Origin of the sequence: Bradyrhizobium sp. SZCCHNS3016 (assembly GCF_032484535.1) — a bacterium.
In the GTDB taxonomy this organism is placed as follows: Bacteria; Pseudomonadota; Alphaproteobacteria; order Rhizobiales; family Xanthobacteraceae; genus Bradyrhizobium.
Genome location: NZ_JAUETE010000010.1, coordinates 161675 through 183598 on the forward strand (window position 1 = coordinate 161675; position 21924 = coordinate 183598).

A 21924-nucleotide genomic window follows, 5' to 3' on the forward strand; every position below is an offset into this window, starting at 1 on the left:
GACCGCCAAGATGACCTGCAGCGAAAATCAGCGGAAGATGCGGAGCCTGTTGGTCCGCGCGCTGTCGTTTTCGGCCGCCGCTGCGCTGACCCTCAATCCGGCGATCGCGCCGGTGATCGCGGCAGACTACCGCCCGGCGACCGCAGCCGCCGCGGACGGCCAGATCAATGCACGCTTCCTTGCGCTCGGCATCGGCAAGTCCGTCGTCATCGATCTGCCGCGCGACATCAAGGACGTTCTCGTCGCCGATCCGAAGATCGCGAATGCCGTCGTGCGCTCCGCCCAGCGCGCCTACATCATTGGTGCGGCGATCGGCCAGACCAATATCGTCTTCTTCGACGCGCAGGGCCAGCAGATCGCGGCCTACGACATCGCGGTCAAGCGCGACCTGAACGGCGCGCGGGCGGCGCTGAAGCAGTTGCTGCCGAATGCCGATATCCAGATCGAAGGCCTCGCCGACAGCATCGTGCTGACCGGCTCGGCGTCAAGCCAGATCGAAGCCCAGCAGGCCGGCGAACTCGCCGCCCGGCTCGCCGGCGGCGCCGACAAGGTCGTCAACTCGATCACCGTGCGCGGCCGCGACCAGGTCATGCTGAAGGTGACGGTCGCCGAGGTGCAGCGCTCGATCGTCAAGCAGCTCGGCATCGATCTCTCCGGCCAGCTCAACTATGGAACGGCCGTCGTCAAATTCGCCAACTCCAATCCGTTCACGGCCTATGGCAGCAATCTGGTCTCGAACAATGCCGTGAGCGCAGCGTTCGGAGCGGCCCCGACGGTGCAGGCGACGCTGCGCGCGATGGAGAACGCGGGCGTGATCCGTACCCTCGCGGAACCCAATCTGACCGCCATCTCGGGCGAGTCCGCGACCTTCATCGCCGGCGGCGAGTTTCCGGTTCCTGCCGGTTACTCCTGCGATCCGACGACCCATGTCTGTACGACGCAGATCAGCTTCAAGAAGTTCGGCATCTCGCTCAACTTCACGCCCGTCGTGCTCAGCGAGGGCCGGATCTCGATGCGGGTGATGACCGAGGTCTCGGAGCTCTCAAACGAGAACTCGATCACGCTGTCGCAAGCCGTCAGCTCGACGACGGTCAACTCGTTGACGGTTCCTTCGATCAAGACCCGGCGCGCCGAGACCACGCTGGAAGTTCCCTCCGGCGGCGCCATGGCGATGGCCGGCCTGATCCAGCAGCAGACCAAGCAGGCGATCAGCGGCATGCCGGGCCTGATGCAGCTGCCGGTCCTCGGCGCACTGTTCCGCAGCCGCGACTACGTCAACAACCAGACCGAATTGATGGTTCTGGTGACGCCGTTCGTCGTCCGCGCCGTGGCACAGAAGGATCTCTCCCGCCCAGACGACGGCTTTGCGGCCGCGTCCGACCCCCAGGCCGATCTCCTGGGCAGCATCAACCGCATCTACGGCGTACCCGGCCGGGCCGAACCCGGACGCAACTATCGCGGCACCTATGGCTTCATCACGGACTGAGCCGGGACAAGGACCTGCAACGATGACCATCACATCCAGCCCCGCTCGATACCGCCGCCTGCCCCTTGCCGCAGCGCTCGCCGGAGCCGCAGCCCTGCTCGGCGCCTGCAACTACACCAGAGACGCTGCCACCACGGCGAGCATCCCGGACGACTACCGGCTGCGCCACCCGATTGCGATCCAGGAGGCCCCGGACTCCCTCGTGGTCTTCGTCGGCCAGGGCCGTGGTGGCCTGACCGCCGAACAGCGCGCCGACGTGATGGGGCTGGCCCAGAGCTGGATTCGCCAAGGCACGGGCGCGATCAGCGCCGACGTGCCGAGCGGCACCCCCAATGCACGGGCGGCCGCCGACTCGATGCGGGAGATCCACTCCCTGCTTGCCGCCGCCGGCGTTCCGCCGCACGGCATCACCGTACGCAATTATCAGCCGAAGGACCCGCGCCAGATGGCCGCGATCCGGCTGAGCTACCCTAAAATGTCGGCCACGGTCGGGCCCTGCGGCGTCTGGCCGGACGACCTCGGGCCGTCGATCAAGAACAAGAACTGGTTCGACAACAAGCCTGACTGGAACTACGGCTGCGCCTACCAGCGCAACATGGCGGCAATGGTCGCAAACCCGTCTGATCTCGTGCAGCCGCGATCCGAAACGCCGTCCTATACCACCCGGCGCACGGCGTTGTTCGACAAATATCGCAAGGGACAATCAACCGCGATCACGTATCCAGAGGCCGACAAGGCCAAACTCAGCGACACAGGCAAATGATCAGCTACGCCCGACAGACCCAAGAGGAGCAGCCTGACGTCGTGCCGCCGCCGGCCGACGATCACATCGCGCCCGCGCCGCGCGTGTCGGTGCAGGCGTTCTGTGAGACGGTGGAAACCGCCGCGACGGTTCAGGCCGCCGGTGAGGACCGGCGCCTCGGCAAGGCGCATCTGAAGGTTCAGATGGGCGGCATGGCGGCGGCGATCGAGGCCTACCGGTCGGCCCCGACCCCGAACGTCATCATCCTGGAGACGGATGCGCGCACCGACATCCTGGCAGGCCTGGATCAGCTCGCCACGGTTTGCGACCCGGGCACGCGCGTCGTCGTGATCGGCCGCGTCAACGACGTCACGCTGTATCGCGAGCTGGTGCGGCGCGGCGTCAGCGACTATGTGCTGTCGCCGGTGACGCCGATCGACGTCGTCCGCTCGATCTGCAACCTGTTCTCGGCGCCGGAGGCCAAGGCCGTCGGGCGCATCATTGCCGTCGTCGGCGCCAAGGGTGGCGTCGGAGCTTCGACCCTCGCCCATAACATCGCCTGGGCGATCGCACGCAACCTGTCGATGGATTCCGTCGTGGCCGACCTTGATTTGGCGTTCGGCACCGCCGGCCTCGACTACAACCAGGATCCCGCGCAGGGCATCGCGGACGCGGTGTTCTCGCCGGACCGGATCGACATCGCCTTCATGGACCGGCTGTTGTCGAAATGCACCGATCATCTGAGCCTGCTGGCCGCGCCCGCGACGCTCGACCGGGTCTACGATTTCGGCGCCGAGGCATTCGATGCGGTCTTCGACACGCTGCGGGCCTCGATGCCCTGCATCGTGCTCGACGTTCCGCATCAATGGGCAGGCTGGACCAAGCGGGCGCTGATCTCCGCGGACGACATCCTGATCGTGGCGGCGCCGGATCTCGCCTCGCTGCGCAACACCAAGAACATGTTCGATCTCCTCAAGGCCGCCCGGCCGAACGATCGCATGCCGCTCTACTGCTTGAACCAGGTCGGCGTTCCCAAGCGACCCGAGATCAATGCGAGCGAGTTCGCCAAGGCGATCGAAAGCCCGCCGATCGCGACGATCCCGTTCGAGCCGCAGATCTTCGGCGCCGCCGCCAACAACGGCCAGATGATTGCGGAAATGTCTCCCAGCCATCGGACGACGGAGATGTTTCTCCAGATTGCGCAGCGGCTCACCGGCCGCAGCGAGACCAAGAAGCCGAAAGGCTCCTTCCTGTCGCCTCTGCTGGACAAGCTGAGGGCGAAGTAGGCACGCGTGGAGTTCTAAGTCGTGTTTGGTAAGCGTAGCGGATTGGACAACGATACCAGGACCCTCAGGCCGGCCGCGCCAGCGCCCGAGCCGGCGCCGGCTGCACCACGCGCGGCGTCTCCGGCCGTGCCGTCGCCACCTCTGGCTCCGACCCGGCAGGCTCCGCCGCCGCCGCCACCGGTTGTCGAGGCCCGGCGCTCTGACAGTTACTATCAGGTCAAGGCGACGATCTTCGGGGCGCTGATCGAAGCGATCGATCTCGCTCAGCTGGCCAAGCTCGACGGCGAATCCGCGCGCGAGGAAATCCGCGACATCGTCAACGAGATCATCGCGATCAAGAATATCGTGATGTCGATCGCCGAGCAGGAAGAGCTGCTCGACGATATCTGCAACGACGTGCTCGGCTATGGCCCACTGGAGCCGCTGCTGTCGCGCGACGACATCGCCGACATCATGGTCAACGGCGCCGGTACGGTCTTTATCGAAGTCAACGGCAAGATCCAGCGCACGGGCATCCGGTTCCGCGACAACCAGCAACTCCTGAACATCTGCCAGCGCATCGTGAGCCAGGTCGGCCGCCGCGTCGACGAATCCTCGCCGATCTGCGACGCGCGTCTCGCCGACGGCTCGCGCGTCAACGCCATCGTTCCGCCGCTTGCGATCGATGGCCCCGCGCTCACCATTCGAAAGTTCAAGAAGGACAAGCTGACCCTCGATCAGCTGGTCAAGTTCGGCGCAATCTCGCCGGAGGGCGCAGAAATCCTGCAGATCATCGGCCGCGTCCGCTGCAACGTGCTGATCTCCGGCGGTACCGGTTCGGGCAAGACCACGCTGTTGAACTGCCTGACCAACTATATCGATCACGACGAGCGCGTCATCACCTGCGAGGACGCCGCCGAGCTCCAGCTGCAGCAGCCGCACGTGGTGCGCCTCGAAACCCGGCCGCCCAACATCGAAGGCGAAGGCCAGGTGACGATGCGAGAGCTGGTGAGAAACTGCCTGCGTATGCGACCCGAACGCATCATCGTCGGCGAGGTCCGCGGACCCGAGGCCTTCGACCTGCTGCAGGCCATGAACACCGGTCACGACGGATCGATGGGCACGCTGCACGCCAACAACCCGCGCGAAGCCTTGTCCCGCTGCGAATCCATGATCACGATGGGCGGCTTCTCGCTGCCGTCGCGGACCATCCGTGAGATGATCTGCGCCTCGATCGACGTCATCGTCCAGGCGGCGCGCCTGCGCGACGGCTCCCGCCGCATCACGCACATCACCGAGGTGATGGGCATGGAAGGCGACACCATCATCACCCAGGACATCTTCCTCTACGACATGATCGGCGAGGACGCGAACGGCAAGATCATCGGGCGCCACCGCTCGACCGGAATCGGCCGGCCGCGGTTCTGGGAGCGTGCGCGCTACTACGGCGAAGAGAAGCGGCTTGCGGCTGCACTCGACGCCGCCGAAGTCGCGAGCAAGGACTGAGGAGAGACCCCATGAAGCTTCAGGCTCTCGCCCTCGCCTTCCTCGCCGCCACCGCGATCGGCGGCATCGCCTGGGTGTTCCTTTATCCCCTGCTGTCGGGTGAGCGGAAGGCCGAGCAGCGGCGCAGCACCGTCGCCAAGTCCGAGCCGGTGGTCCGACAGGCCGAACGCAGCCAACGCTCGCGCCGCGAGCAGGTCGAGTCGTCGCTGAAGGATCTCGAGGCGAAGGCCCAGAAGCAGAGCAAAGTCCCGCTGAACATGCGGATTTCGCAGGCAGGACTCGACTGGACCGTGCAGAAATTCTGGATCATTTCCGGCGTCCTCGGCTTCGTCGTCTGCGCGGTCGCCTTCTTCGCCGGTGGCGGCCCGCTCGGCGCGCTCGGGCTCGGCTTCGCCGCCGGTCTCGGTCTGCCGCGTTGGATCCTCGGCTACCTCAAGAAGCGGCGCGAGAAGAAATTCCTGGCGGCATTGCCGGACGCCGTCGACGTGATCGTGCGCGGCATCAAGGCGGGCCTGCCGCTGTTCGAATCCATCAAGGTCGTCGCCGCCGACGCGCCAGAGCCTTTGCGCAGCGAGTTCCTCGGGATCATCGAGACCCAGGCGATCGGCATGCCGCTCGGCGAGGCTTGTGCGCGGCTCTATGAACGGATGCCGCTTCCCGAAGCCAACTTCTTCGGCATCGTCATCGCGATCCAGCAGAAGTCGGGCGGTAATCTCTCCGAGGCACTCGGCAACCTCTCGAAGGTGCTGCGCGACCGCAAGAAGATGAGCGAGAAGATCCAGGCGATGTCGATGGAGGCCAAGGCGTCCGCGGGCATCATCGGATCGCTGCCGCCGATCGTGATGCTGCTGGTCTATCTGAGCACGCCCGACTACATCTCGTTGCTCTGGACCCATCCGACCGGCCAGCTGATGCTGGTCGGCTGCGTGATCTGGATGTCGATGGGCATCCTGGTCATGAAGAAGATGATCAATTTCGATTTCTGAGGTGGACCATGGTCGACATTCTGGTCTCCAAGCTGCACGACCCGCACTTCATGACGATGTTCTTCGCCGCCATCGCGGCGACGGCCACTGTCTATACGCTGATCATGCCGCTGTTCGCAGGCGAGAACCTGAACAAGCGCATGAAGGCGGTCGCCAGCGAACGCGAGCGGATCAAGCAGCGCGAGCGCGAGCGGTTGAACGCCGGCGAGAAGGTCTCGCTGCGGCAGACGCCGAAGCAGCTCATCTCTCGTGTCGTGGAGGATTTCAACCTCACCAAATGGCTCGCCCAGGAAGCGGCCCGCGAGAAGCTCATCATGGCGGGCTACCGCGGCCAGGCGCCCTACATCACCTTCCTGTTCGCGCGCCTGGTGACGCCGCTGGTGCTGTTCGTCGGTTCCGTGCTGTACGTCTTCGTGATCGCGCATCTGCAGAAATCGATGCCGGTCAAGATCGGCATCTGCGTCGGCATGGCCTATCTCGGCCTGCAGGCTCCGATGCTGTTCCTCAGCAACGCGATTTCCAAGCGGCAGCTGTCGATCAAGCGCGCGTTTCCCGACGCGCTCGACCTGCTGCTGATCTGCATCGAGTCCGGCATGTCGATCGAGGCCGCCTTCCGCCGCGTGGCGATCGAGATCTCGAGCCAGTCGATCGCGTTGTCGGAGGAGTTCACGCTGACCACCGCCGAGCTCTCCTACCTGCAGGACCGCAAGGTCGCCTATGAGAACCTCGCCCGCCGCACCGGCCTGGAGGGCGTGAAGTCGGTCTGTCTCGCGCTCCAGCAATCGGAGCGATACGGCACGCCGCTTGGGCAGTCGCTGCGCGTGATGGCGCAGGAAAATCGCGACATGCGCATGAACGAGGCCGAGAAGAAGGCCGCGGCGCTGCCGCCGAAGCTGACGGTGCCGATGATCCTGTTCTTCCTGCCGGTGCTGTTCGTGGTCATTCTGGGACCGACCGGCATCAAGGTCGCGGCCATGCAGTAGACGTAGACCGCTCGCGAGAAATTTCGCTTGCGGTCGCGGCTCTACCCTGGAAGCTAGGCGGAGCATGATCGAGGTCTCCGCCTGATGTCCGACAAGCTCCACCGCGCCGATGGCGCCCGCGTTCTGGCCGATCTGAACGCGCTGCGTGCCTTCGGCACCTACAAGACCGGCGTGCACCGGCCGACGTTCTCTGAAGCCCATCGTCAGTCGCTGGCGTGGCTCGCCGAGCGCCTGCCCGACGCGCAGCTGACGCCTGATATCGACGGCATCGGCAATGTGCTCGGCACCAGCGCCAAGCCGGGACGCAAGCTTCTGGCCGGATCGCATCTCGAGAGCCAGAACAAGGCCGGCTGGCTGGACGGTCCGCTCGGCGTCGTCTACGCACTGGAGGCGGCGCGCGTGCTCAATCCCGATCCGTCCATCGACGGTGCGGTGGAGGTCGCCTCCTGGTGCGACGAGGAGGGTCACTTCGGCAGCATGCTCGGCAGCCGCTCGTATGTCGGCGACGTCAGCGAGGCCGACATCGATGCTGCCCGCGACCGCAGCAGCCCGCGCACGATGCGCGAGGCGCTGGCCGAGATGGGTCTCGCCGGGCGGCAGCGCCTGCACGCCGAGCGCGGCCGGCACATCGGCTATCTCGAAGCCCATATCGAGCAGGGCGACACGCTCGAGGCGAGCGAGCTCAAGATCGGCGTCGTCACCTCGATCGTCGGCATCTGGCAATACCGCATCACCTTCACCGGCGAGCAGAACCATGCCGGCACGACGCGGATGGCGGTGCGCAAGGATGCCGGGCTCGCGCTCGCCAAATTCTGCGTCGCCATCGACGCACGCTTTCCAGCCGCCTGCGGCCCGCGCACGGTCTGGACCACGGGACGGATCACGCTTGATCCGGGGGCACCGAGCATCATCCCCGGGTGCGCGGAGATGCTGTTCCAGATCCGCGATGACAATGCCGCGGTGGTCGAGCGGCTCGAAGAGCTGCTGCGTGAGATGGCCGCGCAGAGCTCCGTGGCAGGTCCCTGTCAGGTCCGGGTCGAGCGCATCCGCACCGGTGCACCGGCCATGATGGACGGCACGTTCCAGGATGCGATCGAGGCCGCCTGCCGCGTTCTCGCCGGCGGCAAGTCGTTGCGGATGCCGAGCGGCGCCGGGCACGACGCGCAGGTGTTGGCCACCATCATGCCGGCCGGCATGCTGTTCGTGCCGTCGATCGGCGGCATCAGCCATCACTGGACCGAGAATACCGCCGACTCCGACATCGTCACCGGCGCCGAAGTGTTCGTCGACACATGCCGCCGCCTGCTCACAGGCGCGACACGATAGGGCACGCCGTCAGTCCGGCTGGTTGAGCGCGGCCATCGGCGCCGCGTTGCGCGCCTTGCCTTTGCCCTGGCTCTGCCCCTGAATCATCTGCTTGAGATAGGCGACGTTGGCGGCGGCCTCGTCCGGCGGCAGGTCGGCCCGTGCGATCTGCTCAGCCTCCGCGAAGCGTCCCTGCAGGCCGACGACGAGCGCGAGGTTCTGGCGCACCCGCGCGTCCGCCCGCTGCGAGCCGTAGGCCTGGCGCAGCACCTCCTCGGCCTTCGGCAGCTCCCGCGTCAGCATGTAGGACAGGCCGAGATTGGACAGCACCGAGGGCTCGCCCGGCACGATCTTCAGCGCGCTGTCGTAATAGCGCCGCGCCTCGTCGTGGCGGCCCATCTGGTCCAAGACGGTGCCCTGCACCGACAGCAGCTTCCAATCGGGATTGTCGGGCGAGTGCGCGCGCGACAGCACGTCGAACGCCAGCTTGAAATTGCCGTTGTCGGCGAGCGCCCGTCCGTAGGCCGCGAGCACGGTCTTGTTGCCGGCGTTGGCGAGCGTGGCCTGCTCGAGCACGGCGACCGCCTGCTCGCGCTGGCCGTTGTTGCGCAGCGCCTGGCCATAGGCGAGCGCGATGGCCGCATCCTTCGGGTTGGCGCGATAGCGCTCGCCATAGACCTCGACCGCGCGCTGCGGGGTCGCGGGCGGCGGCGGCTCGGCCCGGCTGCGCAGCGAGCCCGTGACGTCGGACATGGTCTGGCAGCCGCCGAGGCCCGCAGCGACAAGCGCGGCGAGGGCAACGGACGCGAGGAGCCGGGGAATGGGAGGCGCTTGACGCATGTCACTTGGACTCGGACGGGCGAATTGAACGCGCCAGCAATAAACTGTTAACGCTAACAGCCGGTTAATGGCGTGTTCCAGGCGCAGCCGTCACATTTGCGTCGGCTTGCAGGCGATGCGGCCGGCGCGATTGCAGCGGCCTTCAAACTCTGCGAAGTCTGGCTGCCGCGCGCCAGTTAGGGAACCATTAGGCATGCCGTCGATGTTCGAGACCGCCTCCACAACGTCCGCCATCCCGATCACCTTCGTAACGAAGGCGAGCTGGCCGGGGATCAAGGACGGCTTGTCCACTGAAGCGCGCAACTTCGCCGAGGCCAACGTCTACACCGCCAAGCCCGGCAGCTATCTGGCGCTGCCCGCCGCGGACGGCCGCATCGCGCAGGTCCTGTTCGGCATCGAGGACGACGACGCCAAGCACCGTGACCTGTTCCGGCCGGGCGCCCTGCCCGGCCTGCTGCCCGCCGGTACCTACCGCTTCGCCAATGCGCCGCATGATGCACGGCTCGCCGCGCTCGCCTTCGCGCTCGGCAGCTACCGCTTCGGCCGCTACCGCAAGACCGAGACGCCGGAGGTTCGCCTCGTTCCGCCGGATGGCGTCGACGCCGCCGAGCTGAACCGACTTGCCGACGCGGCGACATTGGCGCGCGACCTCGTCAACACGCCGTCCAACGACATGGGGCCCGAGGAGCTCGAGGCCGCTGCAAAGCAGCTCGCCGACCGCTTCGGCGCCCGCTTCACCAGCATCGTCGGCGACGATCTGCTGCGCCAGAACCATCCGCTGATCCACGCCGTTGGCCGCGCCTCGACCCGCGCGCCGCGCCTGATCGAGCTCGTCTGGGGCGATCCATCGCATCCCAAGGTGACCCTGGTCGGCAAGGGCGTCTGCTTCGACACCGGCGGGCTCGACCTGAAGCCGTCGAGCAGCATGCTCCTGATGAAGAAGGACATGGGCGGCGCCGCCAACGTGCTGGCGCTGGCGCGGATGGTGATGGATGCCAAGCTCAAGCTGCATCTGCGCGTGCTGATTCCAGCGGTCGAGAACGCGGTCGCCGGCAACGCCTTCCGTCCGCTCGACGTGTTTCCCTCGCGCAAGGGCATCACGGTCGAGATCGGCAATACCGATGCCGAGGGCCGGCTGGTCCTCGCCGATGCGCTGGCGCTGGCCGATGAGGACAAGCCGGACCTGCTGATCGACATGGGCACGCTGACCGGCGCCGCGCGCGTCGCGCTCGGTCCCGATTTGCCGCCGTTCTACACCCAGGACGAGGCGCTCGCCGCCGACGTCGCGCGCTGCGCGGCCGCCGAGAACGATCCGCTGTGGCGGATGCCGCTATGGGCGCCCTATGACAGCTGGCTCGACTCCAAGGTCGCGACCATCAACAACGCGCCCTCGGGCGGCTTCGCCGGCTCGATCACCTGCGCGCTGTTCCTGCAGCGCTTCGTCGAGCACGCGAAGAGCTGGCTGCATCTCGACATCTTCGCCTGGACGCCGTCCGCCAAGCCGGGCCGGCCCGAGGGCGGCGAATGCCAAGCGGCGCGTGCGCTCTACAAGCTCCTGAGCGAGCGCTATGGCTGATCCGCGCCTCACGCCTGCGCGCGGCGACATCGCTGCGAAGCATCTCGAAGGCCAGGTGACGGCCGCGCGCTTCGTCGAGGGCGAGATGTTGGTGGTCGTCGATTCCATCGCGCCGCTACGTCAGCAGCCGTTCTCCGGCGCCGAGCTGGCGACGCAAGCGTTGAGGGGCGAGCGCATCACGATCTATGATCGCAACGGCGAGGGCTGGGCCTGGGGCCAGCTCGCGGCCGACGGCTATGTCGGCTGGCTGCCGGAGTCTGCGCTGGCGGCGCCCGCTGCGGCGCCGACGCACAAGATCAGCGCGCTGCGCAGCTTCGCGTTCCCCGGTCCGTCGATCAAGCTGCCGCCGGTCGAGACGCTGCTCATGGGATCGACCATCGCCGTGACGCGCGAGGAGGCCAGCTTCGTGGTGACGGCGGAGGGCTGGTTCGTCCCGCAACAGCACGTCACGTCGCTGGATGCGATCGAGCACGACTATGTTGCCGTCGCGGAGCGCTTCGTCGGTACGCCCTATCTGTGGGGCGGCAAGAGCAGCCTCGGCATCGACTGCTCCGGCCTGGTGCAGGTCGCGCTGAATGCTGCAGGTATGGAGTGCCCGCGCGACAGCGACATGCAGCTCGCAGCGCTCGGGCGCGTGCTCGATGACCAAGAACGTGCGCAGCTTCGTCGCGGCGATCTCATCTTCTGGAAGGGGCACGTCGCGATCGTGCGCGATGCCGACACGATCGTCCACGCCAACGCCTTTCATATGGCTACGCGGATCGAGCCGACGCGCGGCGCAATCGCGCGCATCCAGGCCGGCGGCAGCGACGTGCTCGCGATCAAGCGGCTCGATTGAAATCGTAGGGTGGGCAAAGGTGCGATCGGCGACGCGCCAGCGTCGCGGATCGTGACGTGCCTACCGTCATAGATACGAGCGCGTGGTTCGAACGGTGGGCACGGCGCCACGCAACAGATGCGCTTGGCGCAGCCAGCTCGCCATGCGCCTTTGCCCACTCTACGAACGACAAATATCGCGACTCGTTCGCTGCCCGTGGCGCACGCGCGCACATGAGCACAGAGAGAGACAATCTCTCTCCTCCGTCATTGCGAGCGTAGCGAAGCGACCCTGGATCTCTCAGCGGCGGCAGTCTGGATTGCTTCGCCGCGCTCGCAATGACGACGTGCCATGATCAGGCAGCGAGCATCGGAGTATGCAGCGGCTCTCATCAGGCCGTGCATCAAGCCGTCATCAAGCTTCACATCTCAAACAGCATGAGGACGAGCGTCGGCATTCTCGCGGCCTCATGGGCCCGAGCTTTGCGCAATCATCCGCCCTCGAAAACATGAGAGGGCGCAGGGAAGGCCGGGTGCCGACCGCACCCATGGTTGCGTGCAACAAGCACGCGGTAGTCACCACAGGTACGGGCCGAACATCCGGCCTTCCCTGCGCGATGTTTTGCGACTTACTTCGTGATCTCCCCAGGGACCGGCTTTCTTGCCCCTGTCGGCCGCAGGCCTCATCGGCTCCCGCGACCTTGACGCCAGCATCGGGGCGCCAGGACCACACGACTTCGCCGTCCGCATGACACCGTTCGTCGGTGCGCTAATGCACACTGCAACATCATCGCGGCCATCGCATCCCGCACCCGACGTCCGTGACGACGCGTACGTCCCTCTCGTGGGGCAGGACGGGGCGGAGTATGCACGATTTCCGAAAAAGAGAAAGATGAATATTTTTCGCGAGAGGACTGGACAGGCGTTCGCGGACCGCGCCCGTCGGCCAAATCACCCGCAATCGCGCGGGTTCTCGCCGCAGCCCAAGAGAACTGAGATTCTGACTGCCGGCGTTTTTGGCAATTCGCCCGATCTCGAGAGTATAGCGACAGATTCGTGCCCGGCAGACGATTGCCGTTTTTGTGAAGGGTTTCGGATGCCGGCCGCATGATTGACGGCGCGGCATATTCGGACGGCCGGCGTCCGAAAGCCTCCAAGGGAGGAAACCGCGCATGGGTGGGCAGGACTGGTGCGGAGGCGCATTCCACCGTGGCCGGTCGATGAGCGGCGGGCACGACGAACAGCTTTGCAGAATGGCGGTTGTGCGGTCACGAGGTGTCGATCCTGATGGCGCTGGTTGGCGCAGTCGGTTGATGGCGCGGCTGCCGTCGCCTCTGTTGATCTAGCGCAAGGCTGGAATTGAGAAGAACGGCCACGTTGAGAAGAACGGCCACGTTGATGCGACAGAGGGGCGGATCATGGGGCGCGCAGGACGCTGGCGGGTTCAAGGAGCGGCCATCGTCGCCGCGATGATTCTGCTGGCGTCGCCGGCGCGGGCCGGCTGCAGTCCAGAAGACATCGCGGATGCCTTTATCGGGACGCTGTCCGCCGCATATGTGTGCAAGTCGGTCTATGAGAATGACGCAAGCCGCTACGCAGCGATTGCACTGACCGCAGCACTCAGCGGCGTCGCCTTGTCAGGGTCGGACACGGGGAAAGGGCAAGCCCTGGTCAATCAATTCTGCGCAGAGGCGCAGGGCAACGCCGACCAAGTCGTCAGCAAGCTGAACACGATCTTTGGCAACGCGATCGCAGAAAATGTTCTCGGCGATCTTTCCAAGGAGCTCGCAGCCGTTGGCGCGGCCGCAGACGTCGTGAAATGCGCCTGCAAGAGCGAGCAGAGCACCGTTGGATTGGGTTCCGAAGTCGGCTCATGTCTTCAGGAGGCGCTGTGCTGGGGGCAGGAAAAGCTTGGCATGCAGTCCTGCGGCGATTGCGAGGTCCTTCCGCCTGTTCAAGCCACATGCGCCGCGATCAACGCGACGTGCGAAAAAGTACATTACATGGAGTGGTGGAGGTACCCGGAATGTCAAGGCATCGGCGGTCCCGGCTCGATCTTCAGCCCTTCCAGCAAAGGCGTCTATCAGGATCAATACGATCGATATGGCGTGGGCATGGTGGAAACCGGCGACGGGACGCTGGTGGTCACGGATCCCGGCGCCTATGCCTGCCACACAGGGAGCAGTTACTGCACCTGTCCGAAACCGATGGTGCCGCACTGGCAACAGGTCCCCAACCCCGGATCCGGCGATAGCAAGTACGTGTTCTCGTGCGATTGCCCGAAGGACACCCATCCCGGCGCGTTGAAGTCGGACGGGCTCTCCGAGTGCCTGTGCGACGACACCAACCAGGTGGCGGTTTTCGGCTTTGCGCCCTACGGCATGTGTCCGCCCGCGGCCTGCCCGGCCGGACAGACAAGACTCGGCGGCGACAAGAACAGCCCCTGTGTCACGCCCTGCTCCGACAAGAGCCAGGGAATGGCCTTTGACGGAAGCTGCTGCAATCCCGCGCAGATGACCAATTGTGGAGAATGTTGCCCGCCGGACACCGTGCCCAACGTCAAGACCGGCTCCTGCGAGCCGCGGCCCAAGCAGCCGAAATGAGGCGGACCGACATGATTGAGCTTGGCCGACAGACGTCCTTGACAGCCGCCGTCCGTGCGATGCGGCGCCTCGCTTGGCTGCTGATCCTACCTCTCGCACTCGGGGGGCCCGCGTCGGCGCAAACGCCGCCCGGCGTTTACACCCCCGGCGATGCTGCAGTCACCGGATTCTCCGGGGCTATTCGCCCGTTCGAGATCGAGCCCGGTCAGGATCCCGACGTTCGGACCATCATCGATCCTGGAGGGCCGTCGCTGCGCATCGTCGATCTAAGACGCATGGGCGGTCCGCCCCAGGCGCAATTGGTCGGTGCGCCGAAGCCGTTCACCGTCAGCGCGAAGTCGATCGGGCAGGTGTTTGGCGTCGCTCTGGACGACAATTCCCCCGCCAACATTTACGTCGCGGCGACATCCGCCTATGGTCTCTCGATCGTCGCGCCGGGACCTGAAGGTCGACCGCAACATGTCAGGCTCGGGACTAACGGCGCGACCTTCATGCCGGCACAATGGGGTCCGGGCGGCGGCCCGGGATCGATCTGGAAGATCAATGGCGCCACCGGCGCGGTGACGCTGTTCGCGAATGTCACCACGGGCGACAAGGCCAATTCGGGCGCGGCGCTCGGGGGATTGGCCTATGATCCGGCGACCAAGTCTCTGTTCGTCGCCGACCGTGAGACCGGGCTGATCCATCGCTTCGGCCCGAACGGCGTCGACCTCGGTGTCTATGATCACGGCGTCGCCGGCAACGCAGCCGCGGGACTTCCGACGACGCCGGCGCCGGCCGGGCCAGGCGTCGATATTACGAATCCTCAATTCGACAGCGCGCAGCCCGAGAGCTGGGGCTACGCGGCACCGGATCGGCGAGTGTTCGGCCTCGCCATTCGCGACCGCCGGCTCTACTACGCGGTCGCCGAGGGCTTGCGGGTGTGGTCGGTCGGGCTCAACGCGAACGGCTCGTTCGGTGCGGACGCCAGAATCGAAGTCGTCGCGCCGTCCGCCGCCGGTCCCACCGAGATCTCCAGGATTACGTTCGACGATGAGGGACGGATGTTTTTGGCCGAGCGGCCGGCGCCGACCGGGGCGCAGGATTTCGAGGCCTTGTCAGCGCCGTCGATCGGCCGCGTGCTGCGCTATACGCTGATCGGTGTCACTGAGATCAAGCAGCCGATCTGGCAGCCCTTGCCGGACGAATATGCGGTGGGATTCCCCGAACGTTTCCGCAATGGCAATGGCGGCGTCGCGATCGGCTACAGCTACGACATGGGCGGGACCATGAATCCGGCCTCCTGCGGCGGCTTCGTCTGGACCACCGGCGAACAATTGCGCCACGCCACCGATCCCAAGCTCGTGGCTCAACTCGGCCAGAACGACGCGCTTGCGATCGACGGACTGCAGGGGAATCCGATCTGGCGCATCCGCCGCGGCGATGAGCCACCGCTGCTCAGTTACTTCATCGACTATGCCGACGCGCCGCCCGATCTATCAGCTCGCGGGCACATGGGAGATATCGCCATCTTGCGCGCGTGTACAAGGGAAGCCGCACGGATACGGCTGGCGCCGCGTCCAGCCGGCGCGCCGCCTCCCGCCGGCATGCCGAGGCCGCCGGGTCTGCTGACCTGCAAGACCCATGTCTGCGGTCCGGACGGATCGGTTTGTCCGCCCAATCAGATCTGGATCATCAAGACCAAGAGTTGCGCGTCGAGCTGCGCCCCGCCCAATGTTCTGGTCAATGGCCAATGCTGCTCGCCCAAAGACCTGCAGCCGGGGGGCATCTGTTCGAACAACAATCCGTCGACTGATATCGCCAAGCCGATGTGCGGCGTCAACCAGACGGCGATCGGCCCGAACAATGAATGCTGCGAGAACAGCCAGATCTATTCCGGCCCGATTGGCCAACAACTTTGCTGCGGGACGACCGTGGTGAACGGCGTGTGCGATCCGTTGAAGCCGAAAATTCCGGACTGGAAATGCCCCAGCTGCTGTGCGCCCGGCTATGTGAAGATCGCCGGCAAGTGCTGTCTCAAGAGCCAGGCGACGTCGAAGGGACAGTGCTGCCCGGCCGGCCAGATTGCGAGCCCCGACGGCACGCTATGCATACCGCTGCACTGGCTGCCGAGACTTTCACAGTGTTGCGCCTCGGGCTTCGTGCCGACTGCGAATAGCAAATGCTGCTTGCCCGCGAATCTGACGACGAGCGGCGAGTGCTGCGCGGCCCCGGTCGACCCAAAGGATCGAAGCCAGTGCTCCAAGAAGATCGAGAAGAAGTCCACCACGGTCGTCCCCGTGATTCCGAAGCTGCCGACGACGTGCCAACCTGGTGAGCGGCGCAATGCCGACGGCGTGTGCGTGGCACGCAAGCCGGGGGTGACGCGGGACCGGCGGGCGCCGGATGTCGGTCGCCCGATCGTCTGCCCCCCCGGTTGGATTCCGGGGCCGCTTGGCGCGCGCTGCCGGCCGGCCGGCCGATTTGCGCCGCGCATGCCGGGGTTCAGACCGGTCCCCCCGCCCGGCATGATGATGCCGCGACGATGAAGGAAGCAGCGATGCACGAGGACACGAATTCGCAAATCATTACTGCACGCCAACTGCGGAAGTCGGCAGCCATATGGAGGATGACCGATGACCAACTTGATCCGTAGCGTTGCCACGGCGGCTGCCGTCTTCACGCTGTCTTTGCTTTGCGTGCAGCCCGGCCGAGCGGAGAGTTCGCGCAGCGACATCGAGGCGATCGTCAAGGACTATATAGCGACCCATCCCGAAGAAATCGAGCAGGTCGTGAAGGACTACCTCGCCAAGCACCCCGAGGCCGTGCAACAGGCCATCTCCGACCTGATCAAGAAGCGGCAAGCCGCGACGCCGGCGGCAGCGCCCGGTTCCGACAAGACTGCACTGGTCAAGCAAAATGCGCCGGCCTTGTTCGCGTCAGCGCACCAGGTCACGCTCGGCAACCCGCTGGGTGATGTCACCCTGGTCGAGTTCTTCGATTACAGCTGCGGCTACTGCAAGCGTGCGCTCGGCGATATACTCGAATTGTTGAAGAGCGACCCCAAGCTCAAGATCGTGCTCAAGGAATTTCCGATCCTCGGCCCCGGTTCGCTGGAGGCGGCGCGCGTCGCGGTAGCGGTACGCATGCAAGACCCGACGGGCACGAAATACCTCGACTTTCATCAGCGGCTTCTCCAAAGCAGCGGACCCGCCGACAAGGCGCGCGCGTTGGCCATCGCGCAGACGATCGGTCTCAACGTTGCTCAGCTTGAAAAGGACATGGACAGCGTGGAGGTGCGCCAAAGCCTCGATGAGAGCGGCAATCTTGCGCAGAAGTTGGGATTGAACGGGACGCCGAGCTATGTCATCGGCGGCAATGTCATCGTCGGCGCGGTCGGACTTGCCACGCTGAAGGCCAAAATTCAGCAGGCTCGCCAGTAGTACGCTCCGATAGCGAAGATATGCATCGACGCCCGAGGTCTCGATTTGTGCAGCGCGCGAGTCCGCTGCTGTGAAGGGCTTCGGATGCCGGCCGCATGATTGACGGCGCGGCACATTCGGGCGGCCGGCGTCCGAAAGCCTCCAAAGGAGGAAACCGCGCATGGTGGGCTGGACTGGTGCGGCAGGAGCCTCGGATAGAGCCGGTGCACGGTCTCTCCGCTCTTGAGCGGGACGTGCTAGTAGGGGCCAAGGTTGCCTGCCGGCGACGGACCCATATCGACCCAGGCGCGATTCCAATCGAGATCAGCCCATTGTTCTTCGGTGACGCGATAGCCGTCACGCAGCCAATCCTTATGCGTGGTTCCAGAAATCCATTCTGGACGTCCTGGAGCATCAGTCACGGCACGCTCTCCGGATTCGCGCCATTAGTTGCAGCAGAGTGGCTGCCGACAAGCGACATCTAGCTCGTCACCGTCCCATTCCCCGCCGTCTCGTTCCTGAACGCCGCTGCGAACAGCGCGAGGGTGTAGTCGGTCTTCGGCGCCTTGAACAGCTCGACCGCCGGCCCCTCCTCCACGACCCTGCCGTTGCGCATCACGATCAGATGGGAGGCGAGGGCGGCGACCACGCGCAGATCGTGCGAGATGAACATGTAGGTCAGCTCGCGTTTGCGCTGCAGATCGCGCAGGAGATCGACCATCTGCGACTGGAACAGCATGTCGAGCGCCGAGGTCGGCTCGTCCAGCACGACGAAGCTCGGCTCGAGCACGACCGCGCGGGCCACCGAGATGCGCTGGCGCTGGCCGCCGGAGAATTCGTGCGGATAGCGGAAGCGCGTCTCCGGATCGAGCCCGACCTCCTTGAGCGCCTTGACGACCTTGGCCTCGCGCTCCTCATCCGTCAGTTTCGGCTGATGCACGCTCAGTCCCTCGGCGATGATGTCGCCGACCGACATGCGCGGGCTCAAGGCGCCGAACGGATCCTGAAACACGATCTGCATGTCGCGGCGGAACGGGCGGACCTCCTTGAAGGACAGCCCCTGCAGCTCCTTCCCGAGGAAGACGATGAGGCCGTCGGAGGAAATCAGCCGCAGCAGCGCCAGCCCGAGCGTGGTCTTGCCCGAGCCGGATTCGCCGACGACGCCGAGCGTCTCGCCCTTGCGCACGGCAAGGCTGACGCCGTCCACGGCCTTGATGTGACCGACGGTCGAGCGAAAAAAGCCGCGCTTGATCGGAAACCAGACCTTGAGATCCTTGGCCTGCATGACCACCGGCGAATCGGGTCGCGGCGGCGCCGGGTCCGGCTTCGGCTCGGCGGCGAGCAGCGCCTTGGTGTAGGGATGAGCCGGCGCGGTGAACACCTGCTCGACCGGGCCCTGCTCGACGATCTTGCCGCCGTTCATGACGCAGACCCGATCGGCGATGCGGCGGACGATGCCGAGATCGTGGGTGATGAACAGAAGGCTCATGCCGAGGCGTGCCCGGATATCGGCGAGCAGCGCCAGGATCTGCGCCTGCACGGTGACGTCGAGCGCGGTGGTCGGCTCGTCGGCGATCAGCAGAGCCGGCTCGTTGGCGAGCGCCATCGCGATCATCACGCGCTGGCGCTGGCCGCCGGAGAGCTGATGCGGATAGCTGCCGAGCCGCGTCTCCGGCTCGGGAATGCCGACCTGGGTCAAGAGCTCGAGCGTGCGCGTCCGCGCCGCACTGTTCGAGATCGGCCGATGCAGTTGCAGGATCTCGCCGATCTGCCGCTCGATCGTGTGCAGCGGATTGAGCGAGGTCATCGGCTCCTGGAAGATGATGGAGATGTCGCTGCCGCGGATCTCGCGCATCTCGCGTTCGGACAACGGCAGGAGATCGCGGCCCTTGAAGTGGATGCTGCCCGACGGATGCGAGGCGACCGGATAGGGCAGCAGCTTCAGCACCGACAGCGCGCTGACCGACTTGCCGGAGCCGGACTCGCCGACCAGGGCGACGCACTCGCCGCGCTTGATCTCGAACGAGACATGGTCGACGGCGGTCGACAGGCGGCCCTGCTGATGAAAGGCCACCGAGAGATCGCTGACCGAGAGCAGCGGCTGGCTGATCGCATCCATGTCGGTCACCTGAACGTCTTGCGCGGATCGAACGCGTCGCGCACGGCCTCGCCGATGAAGATCAGCAGCGACAGCATGATCGCGACGGAGAAGAAGCCGGTGAGACCGAGCCACGGCGCCTGCACGTTGGACTTGGCCTGCGACAGCATCTCGCCCAGCGACGGCGATCCCGGCGGCAGGCCGAAGCCGAGGAAGTCGAGCGCGGTCAAGGTCATCACCGAGCTCGACACGATGAAGGGCAGGAACGTCATGGTTGCGACCATCGCGTTCGGCAGGAGATGGCGGACCATGATGACGGCATTGGAGACGCCGAGCGCGCGCGCCGCCTGGATGTACTCGAAATTGCGGCCGCGCAGGAATTCAGCCCGCACCAGGCCGACCAGCGAGACCCATGAGAACAGCAGCATGATCCCGAGCAGCGTGAAGAAGCCGGGCACCAGCACCGCGGACAGGATCAGGAGCAGATAGAGATAGGGAATGGCGTTCCAGATCTCGATGAAGCGCTGGAACAGAAGATCGACCCAGCCGCCGAAATAGCCCTGCACGCCGCCGGCGGCGATGCCGATGATCGAGGAGAAGAACGTCAGCGACAGGCCGAACAACACCGAGATGCGGAAGCCGTAGATCAGCCGTGCGACGACGTCGCGGCCCTGGTCGTCGGTGCCGAGCCAGTTGTATTCGAGATCCCGGCAGCTCTTCAGCCCCTTCTTCTCGACCACGGGTTTGCACTGTGCCTCCGTCAGCATCCAGGTCGGCGGCGATGGCGCCGGCGTCGGCAGATCGAGATTGTGCGTGGCGTAGGAGTAGCGGACCAGCGGCCAGATCACCGTGCCGCCCTTGTCCGCAATCAGCTTCTGCAAATACGGATCGCGATAGTCCGCGGCGGTCTCGAAGTCGCCGCCGAATGCCGTTTCCGGATAGGTGACGAACGCCGGGAAGTAAAGGTGGCCGTCGAACTTGATCAGGAACGGCCGGTCGTTGGCGATCAGCTCGGCGAACAGCGAGACGACGAACAGAAACAGGAACAGCCACAGCGACCAGTAGCCGCGGCGGTTGGCCTTGAAGTTCTGCCAGCGGCGCTGATTCAGCGGCGACGGCCGGAAACGATGCCGCGTCGGCGGCACAGCCTCGCCGAGCGGAGCCTGCACCGTGGTCTCGACCGGAGGGGGGGCTGTGATCGTCATCAGACCTCCCGCGCCTCGAAGTCGATCCGCGGATCGATCCACATGTAGGTCAGGTCCGAGACTAGGTTGATCGCGAGGCCGAGCAGCGAAAAGATGAAGAGATTGCCGAACACGACGGGATAATCACGATTGAGAATGCTCTCGAACGAGAGCAGGCCGAGCCCATCCAGCGAGAAGATGGTCTCGATCAGCAGCGAGCCGGAAAAGAACGCGTGGATGAAGGTGCCCGGAAAGCCGGCGATCACGATCAGCATGGCGTTACGGAAGACGTGGCCGTACAGCACCTGATTCTCGCTGCAGCCCTTGGCGCGCGCGGTCATGACATATTGCTTGCGGATCTCGTCGAGGAACGAGTTCTTGGTCAGCAAGGTCATCGTCGCGAAGGCGCCGAGCGCCATCGACACCAGCGGCAAAGTGAGATGCCAGAAATAGTCGATGATCTTCCAGTACCACGGGAAGTCCGACCAGCCATCCGAGGTCAGCCCGCGCAGCGGGAAGATGTTGAGGAACGAGCCGCCGGCGAGCAGGATGATGAGCAGGATCGCGAACAGGAAGCCCGGAATGGCGTAGCCCACGATGATCACCGCCGAGGTCCAGACGTCGAAGCGCGAGCCATCCTGCACCGCCTTGCGGATCCCCAGGGGAATCGAGATCAAATAGGTCAGCAAGGTCATCCAGAGGCCGAGCGACATCGACACCGGCAGCTTCTCCTTGATGAGCTGCAGCACTGACGTGTCGCGGAAATAGCTCTTGCCGAAATCGAAGCGCGCGAAGTTCCAGACCATCAGCGCGAACCGCTCCGGCGCCGGCTTGTCGAAGCCGAACTGCTTTTCGAGCTGCTTGATGAAGGCGGGATCGAGCCCCTGGGCGCCGCGATATTTCGAGTTCAGCTCGCCGCCCGATCCGACCTGTCCCGGCGGACGCGCGCCGAAATCCGAACCGCTGCCGCCTGAAATCCGCGAGGTGCCGCCGGTGTCGGCGCCGGTCAATTGCGCGATGACGCGCTCCACCGGACCGCCCGGCGCAAACTGCACCACGACGAAGGAGATGAAGAGGATCCCGAGCAGGGTCGGGAGCATCAGCAAGATGCGACGGGCAATATAGGCGGCCAT

The 21924-nt window shown here is 65.4% G+C and carries 16 protein-coding genes; 12 read left to right on the forward strand and 4 right to left on the reverse strand.

The window, feature by feature from the left end:
- Positions 1-10: 10 nt before the first annotated feature.
- The 7 genes from QW881_RS20070 (at position 11) to QW881_RS20100 (ending at position 8294) form a co-directional block, all read left to right on the forward strand.
- On the forward strand, positions 11-1486 hold the full coding sequence (locus QW881_RS20070; protein ID WP_315753954.1) for a type II and III secretion system protein family protein: 1476 nt from the start codon (positions 11-13) through the stop codon (positions 1484-1486).
- A 22-nt stretch (positions 1487-1508) separates the two neighbouring features.
- A complete protein-coding gene (locus tag QW881_RS20075) occupies positions 1509-2249 on the forward strand; it encodes a CpaD family pilus assembly protein (RefSeq protein ID WP_315753441.1) in 741 nt (246 codons plus the stop codon).
- Entirely contained in the window at positions 2246-3514 is a 1269-nt protein-coding gene (locus tag QW881_RS20080) for a CpaE family protein (RefSeq protein ID WP_315734624.1), read from the forward strand. The genes QW881_RS20075 and QW881_RS20080 overlap by 4 nt, the downstream gene beginning before the upstream one ends.
- A gap of 21 nt (positions 3515-3535) precedes the next feature.
- Positions 3536-4999: a CpaF family protein gene (locus tag QW881_RS20085; RefSeq protein WP_315734626.1), complete on the forward strand. Its 1464-nt coding sequence runs from the start codon at positions 3536-3538 to the stop codon at positions 4997-4999.
- 11 nt (positions 5000-5010) lie between these two features.
- A complete protein-coding gene (locus tag QW881_RS20090; RefSeq protein ID WP_315753443.1) occupies positions 5011-5985 on the forward strand; it encodes a type II secretion system F family protein in 975 nt (324 codons plus the stop codon).
- Between the two features lie 8 nt (positions 5986-5993).
- Positions 5994-6968, forward strand: coding sequence for a type II secretion system F family protein (locus tag QW881_RS20095; RefSeq protein WP_315753445.1), 975 nt, complete (start codon positions 5994-5996; stop codon positions 6966-6968).
- Positions 6969-7052: 84 nt separating this feature from the next.
- On the forward strand, positions 7053-8294 hold the full coding sequence (locus tag QW881_RS20100) for a Zn-dependent hydrolase (RefSeq protein WP_315753447.1): 1242 nt from the start codon (positions 7053-7055) through the stop codon (positions 8292-8294).
- A 9-nt stretch (positions 8295-8303) separates the two neighbouring features.
- Here the strand turns inward: QW881_RS20100 and QW881_RS20105 are convergent, their stop codons facing one another.
- Positions 8304-9113, reverse strand: coding sequence for a tetratricopeptide repeat protein (locus QW881_RS20105; protein WP_315753449.1), 810 nt, complete (start codon positions 9111-9113; stop codon positions 8304-8306).
- A gap of 193 nt (positions 9114-9306) precedes the next feature.
- On the opposite strand from QW881_RS20105, the gene QW881_RS20110 reads away from it, so the two are divergent.
- From QW881_RS20110 to QW881_RS20130, 5 genes are all read left to right on the forward strand, one after another.
- Positions 9307-10689, forward strand: coding sequence for a leucyl aminopeptidase family protein (locus QW881_RS20110; RefSeq protein ID WP_315753451.1), 1383 nt, complete (start codon positions 9307-9309; stop codon positions 10687-10689).
- Positions 10682-11527 (forward strand): C40 family peptidase, encoded by an 846-nt coding sequence (locus QW881_RS20115; protein WP_315753453.1) that lies wholly within the window; start codon positions 10682-10684, stop codon positions 11525-11527. The genes QW881_RS20110 and QW881_RS20115 overlap by 8 nt, the downstream gene beginning before the upstream one ends.
- 1396 nt (positions 11528-12923) lie before the next feature.
- Entirely contained in the window at positions 12924-14108 is a 1185-nt protein-coding gene (locus QW881_RS20120; protein ID WP_315734640.1) for a hypothetical protein, read from the forward strand.
- A gap of 38 nt (positions 14109-14146) precedes the next feature.
- Positions 14147-16636 (forward strand): hypothetical protein, encoded by a 2490-nt coding sequence (locus tag QW881_RS20125; protein WP_315753455.1) that lies wholly within the window; start codon positions 14147-14149, stop codon positions 16634-16636.
- Between the two features lie 87 nt (positions 16637-16723).
- Complete coding sequence (locus tag QW881_RS20130; RefSeq protein WP_315753457.1) at positions 16724-17530, forward strand: DsbA family protein; 807 nt, start codon at positions 16724-16726, stop codon at positions 17528-17530.
- A gap of 460 nt (positions 17531-17990) precedes the next feature.
- Here the strand turns inward: QW881_RS20130 and QW881_RS20135 are convergent, their stop codons facing one another.
- The 3 genes from QW881_RS20135 to QW881_RS20145 are packed head-to-tail and all read right to left on the reverse strand — an operon-like array spanning position 17991 to position 21924.
- Positions 17991-19628: an ABC transporter ATP-binding protein gene (locus QW881_RS20135; RefSeq protein ID WP_315753956.1), complete on the reverse strand. Its 1638-nt coding sequence runs from the start codon at positions 19626-19628 to the stop codon at positions 17991-17993.
- Positions 19629-19633: 5 nt separating this feature from the next.
- Positions 19634-20812 (reverse strand): ABC transporter permease, encoded by a 1179-nt coding sequence (locus QW881_RS20140; RefSeq protein ID WP_315753459.1) that lies wholly within the window; start codon positions 20810-20812, stop codon positions 19634-19636.
- Positions 20812-21924: a microcin C ABC transporter permease YejB gene (locus tag QW881_RS20145; protein WP_315753461.1), complete on the reverse strand. Its 1113-nt coding sequence runs from the start codon at positions 21922-21924 to the stop codon at positions 20812-20814. Before QW881_RS20145 ends, QW881_RS20140 begins: the two co-directional genes overlap by 1 nt.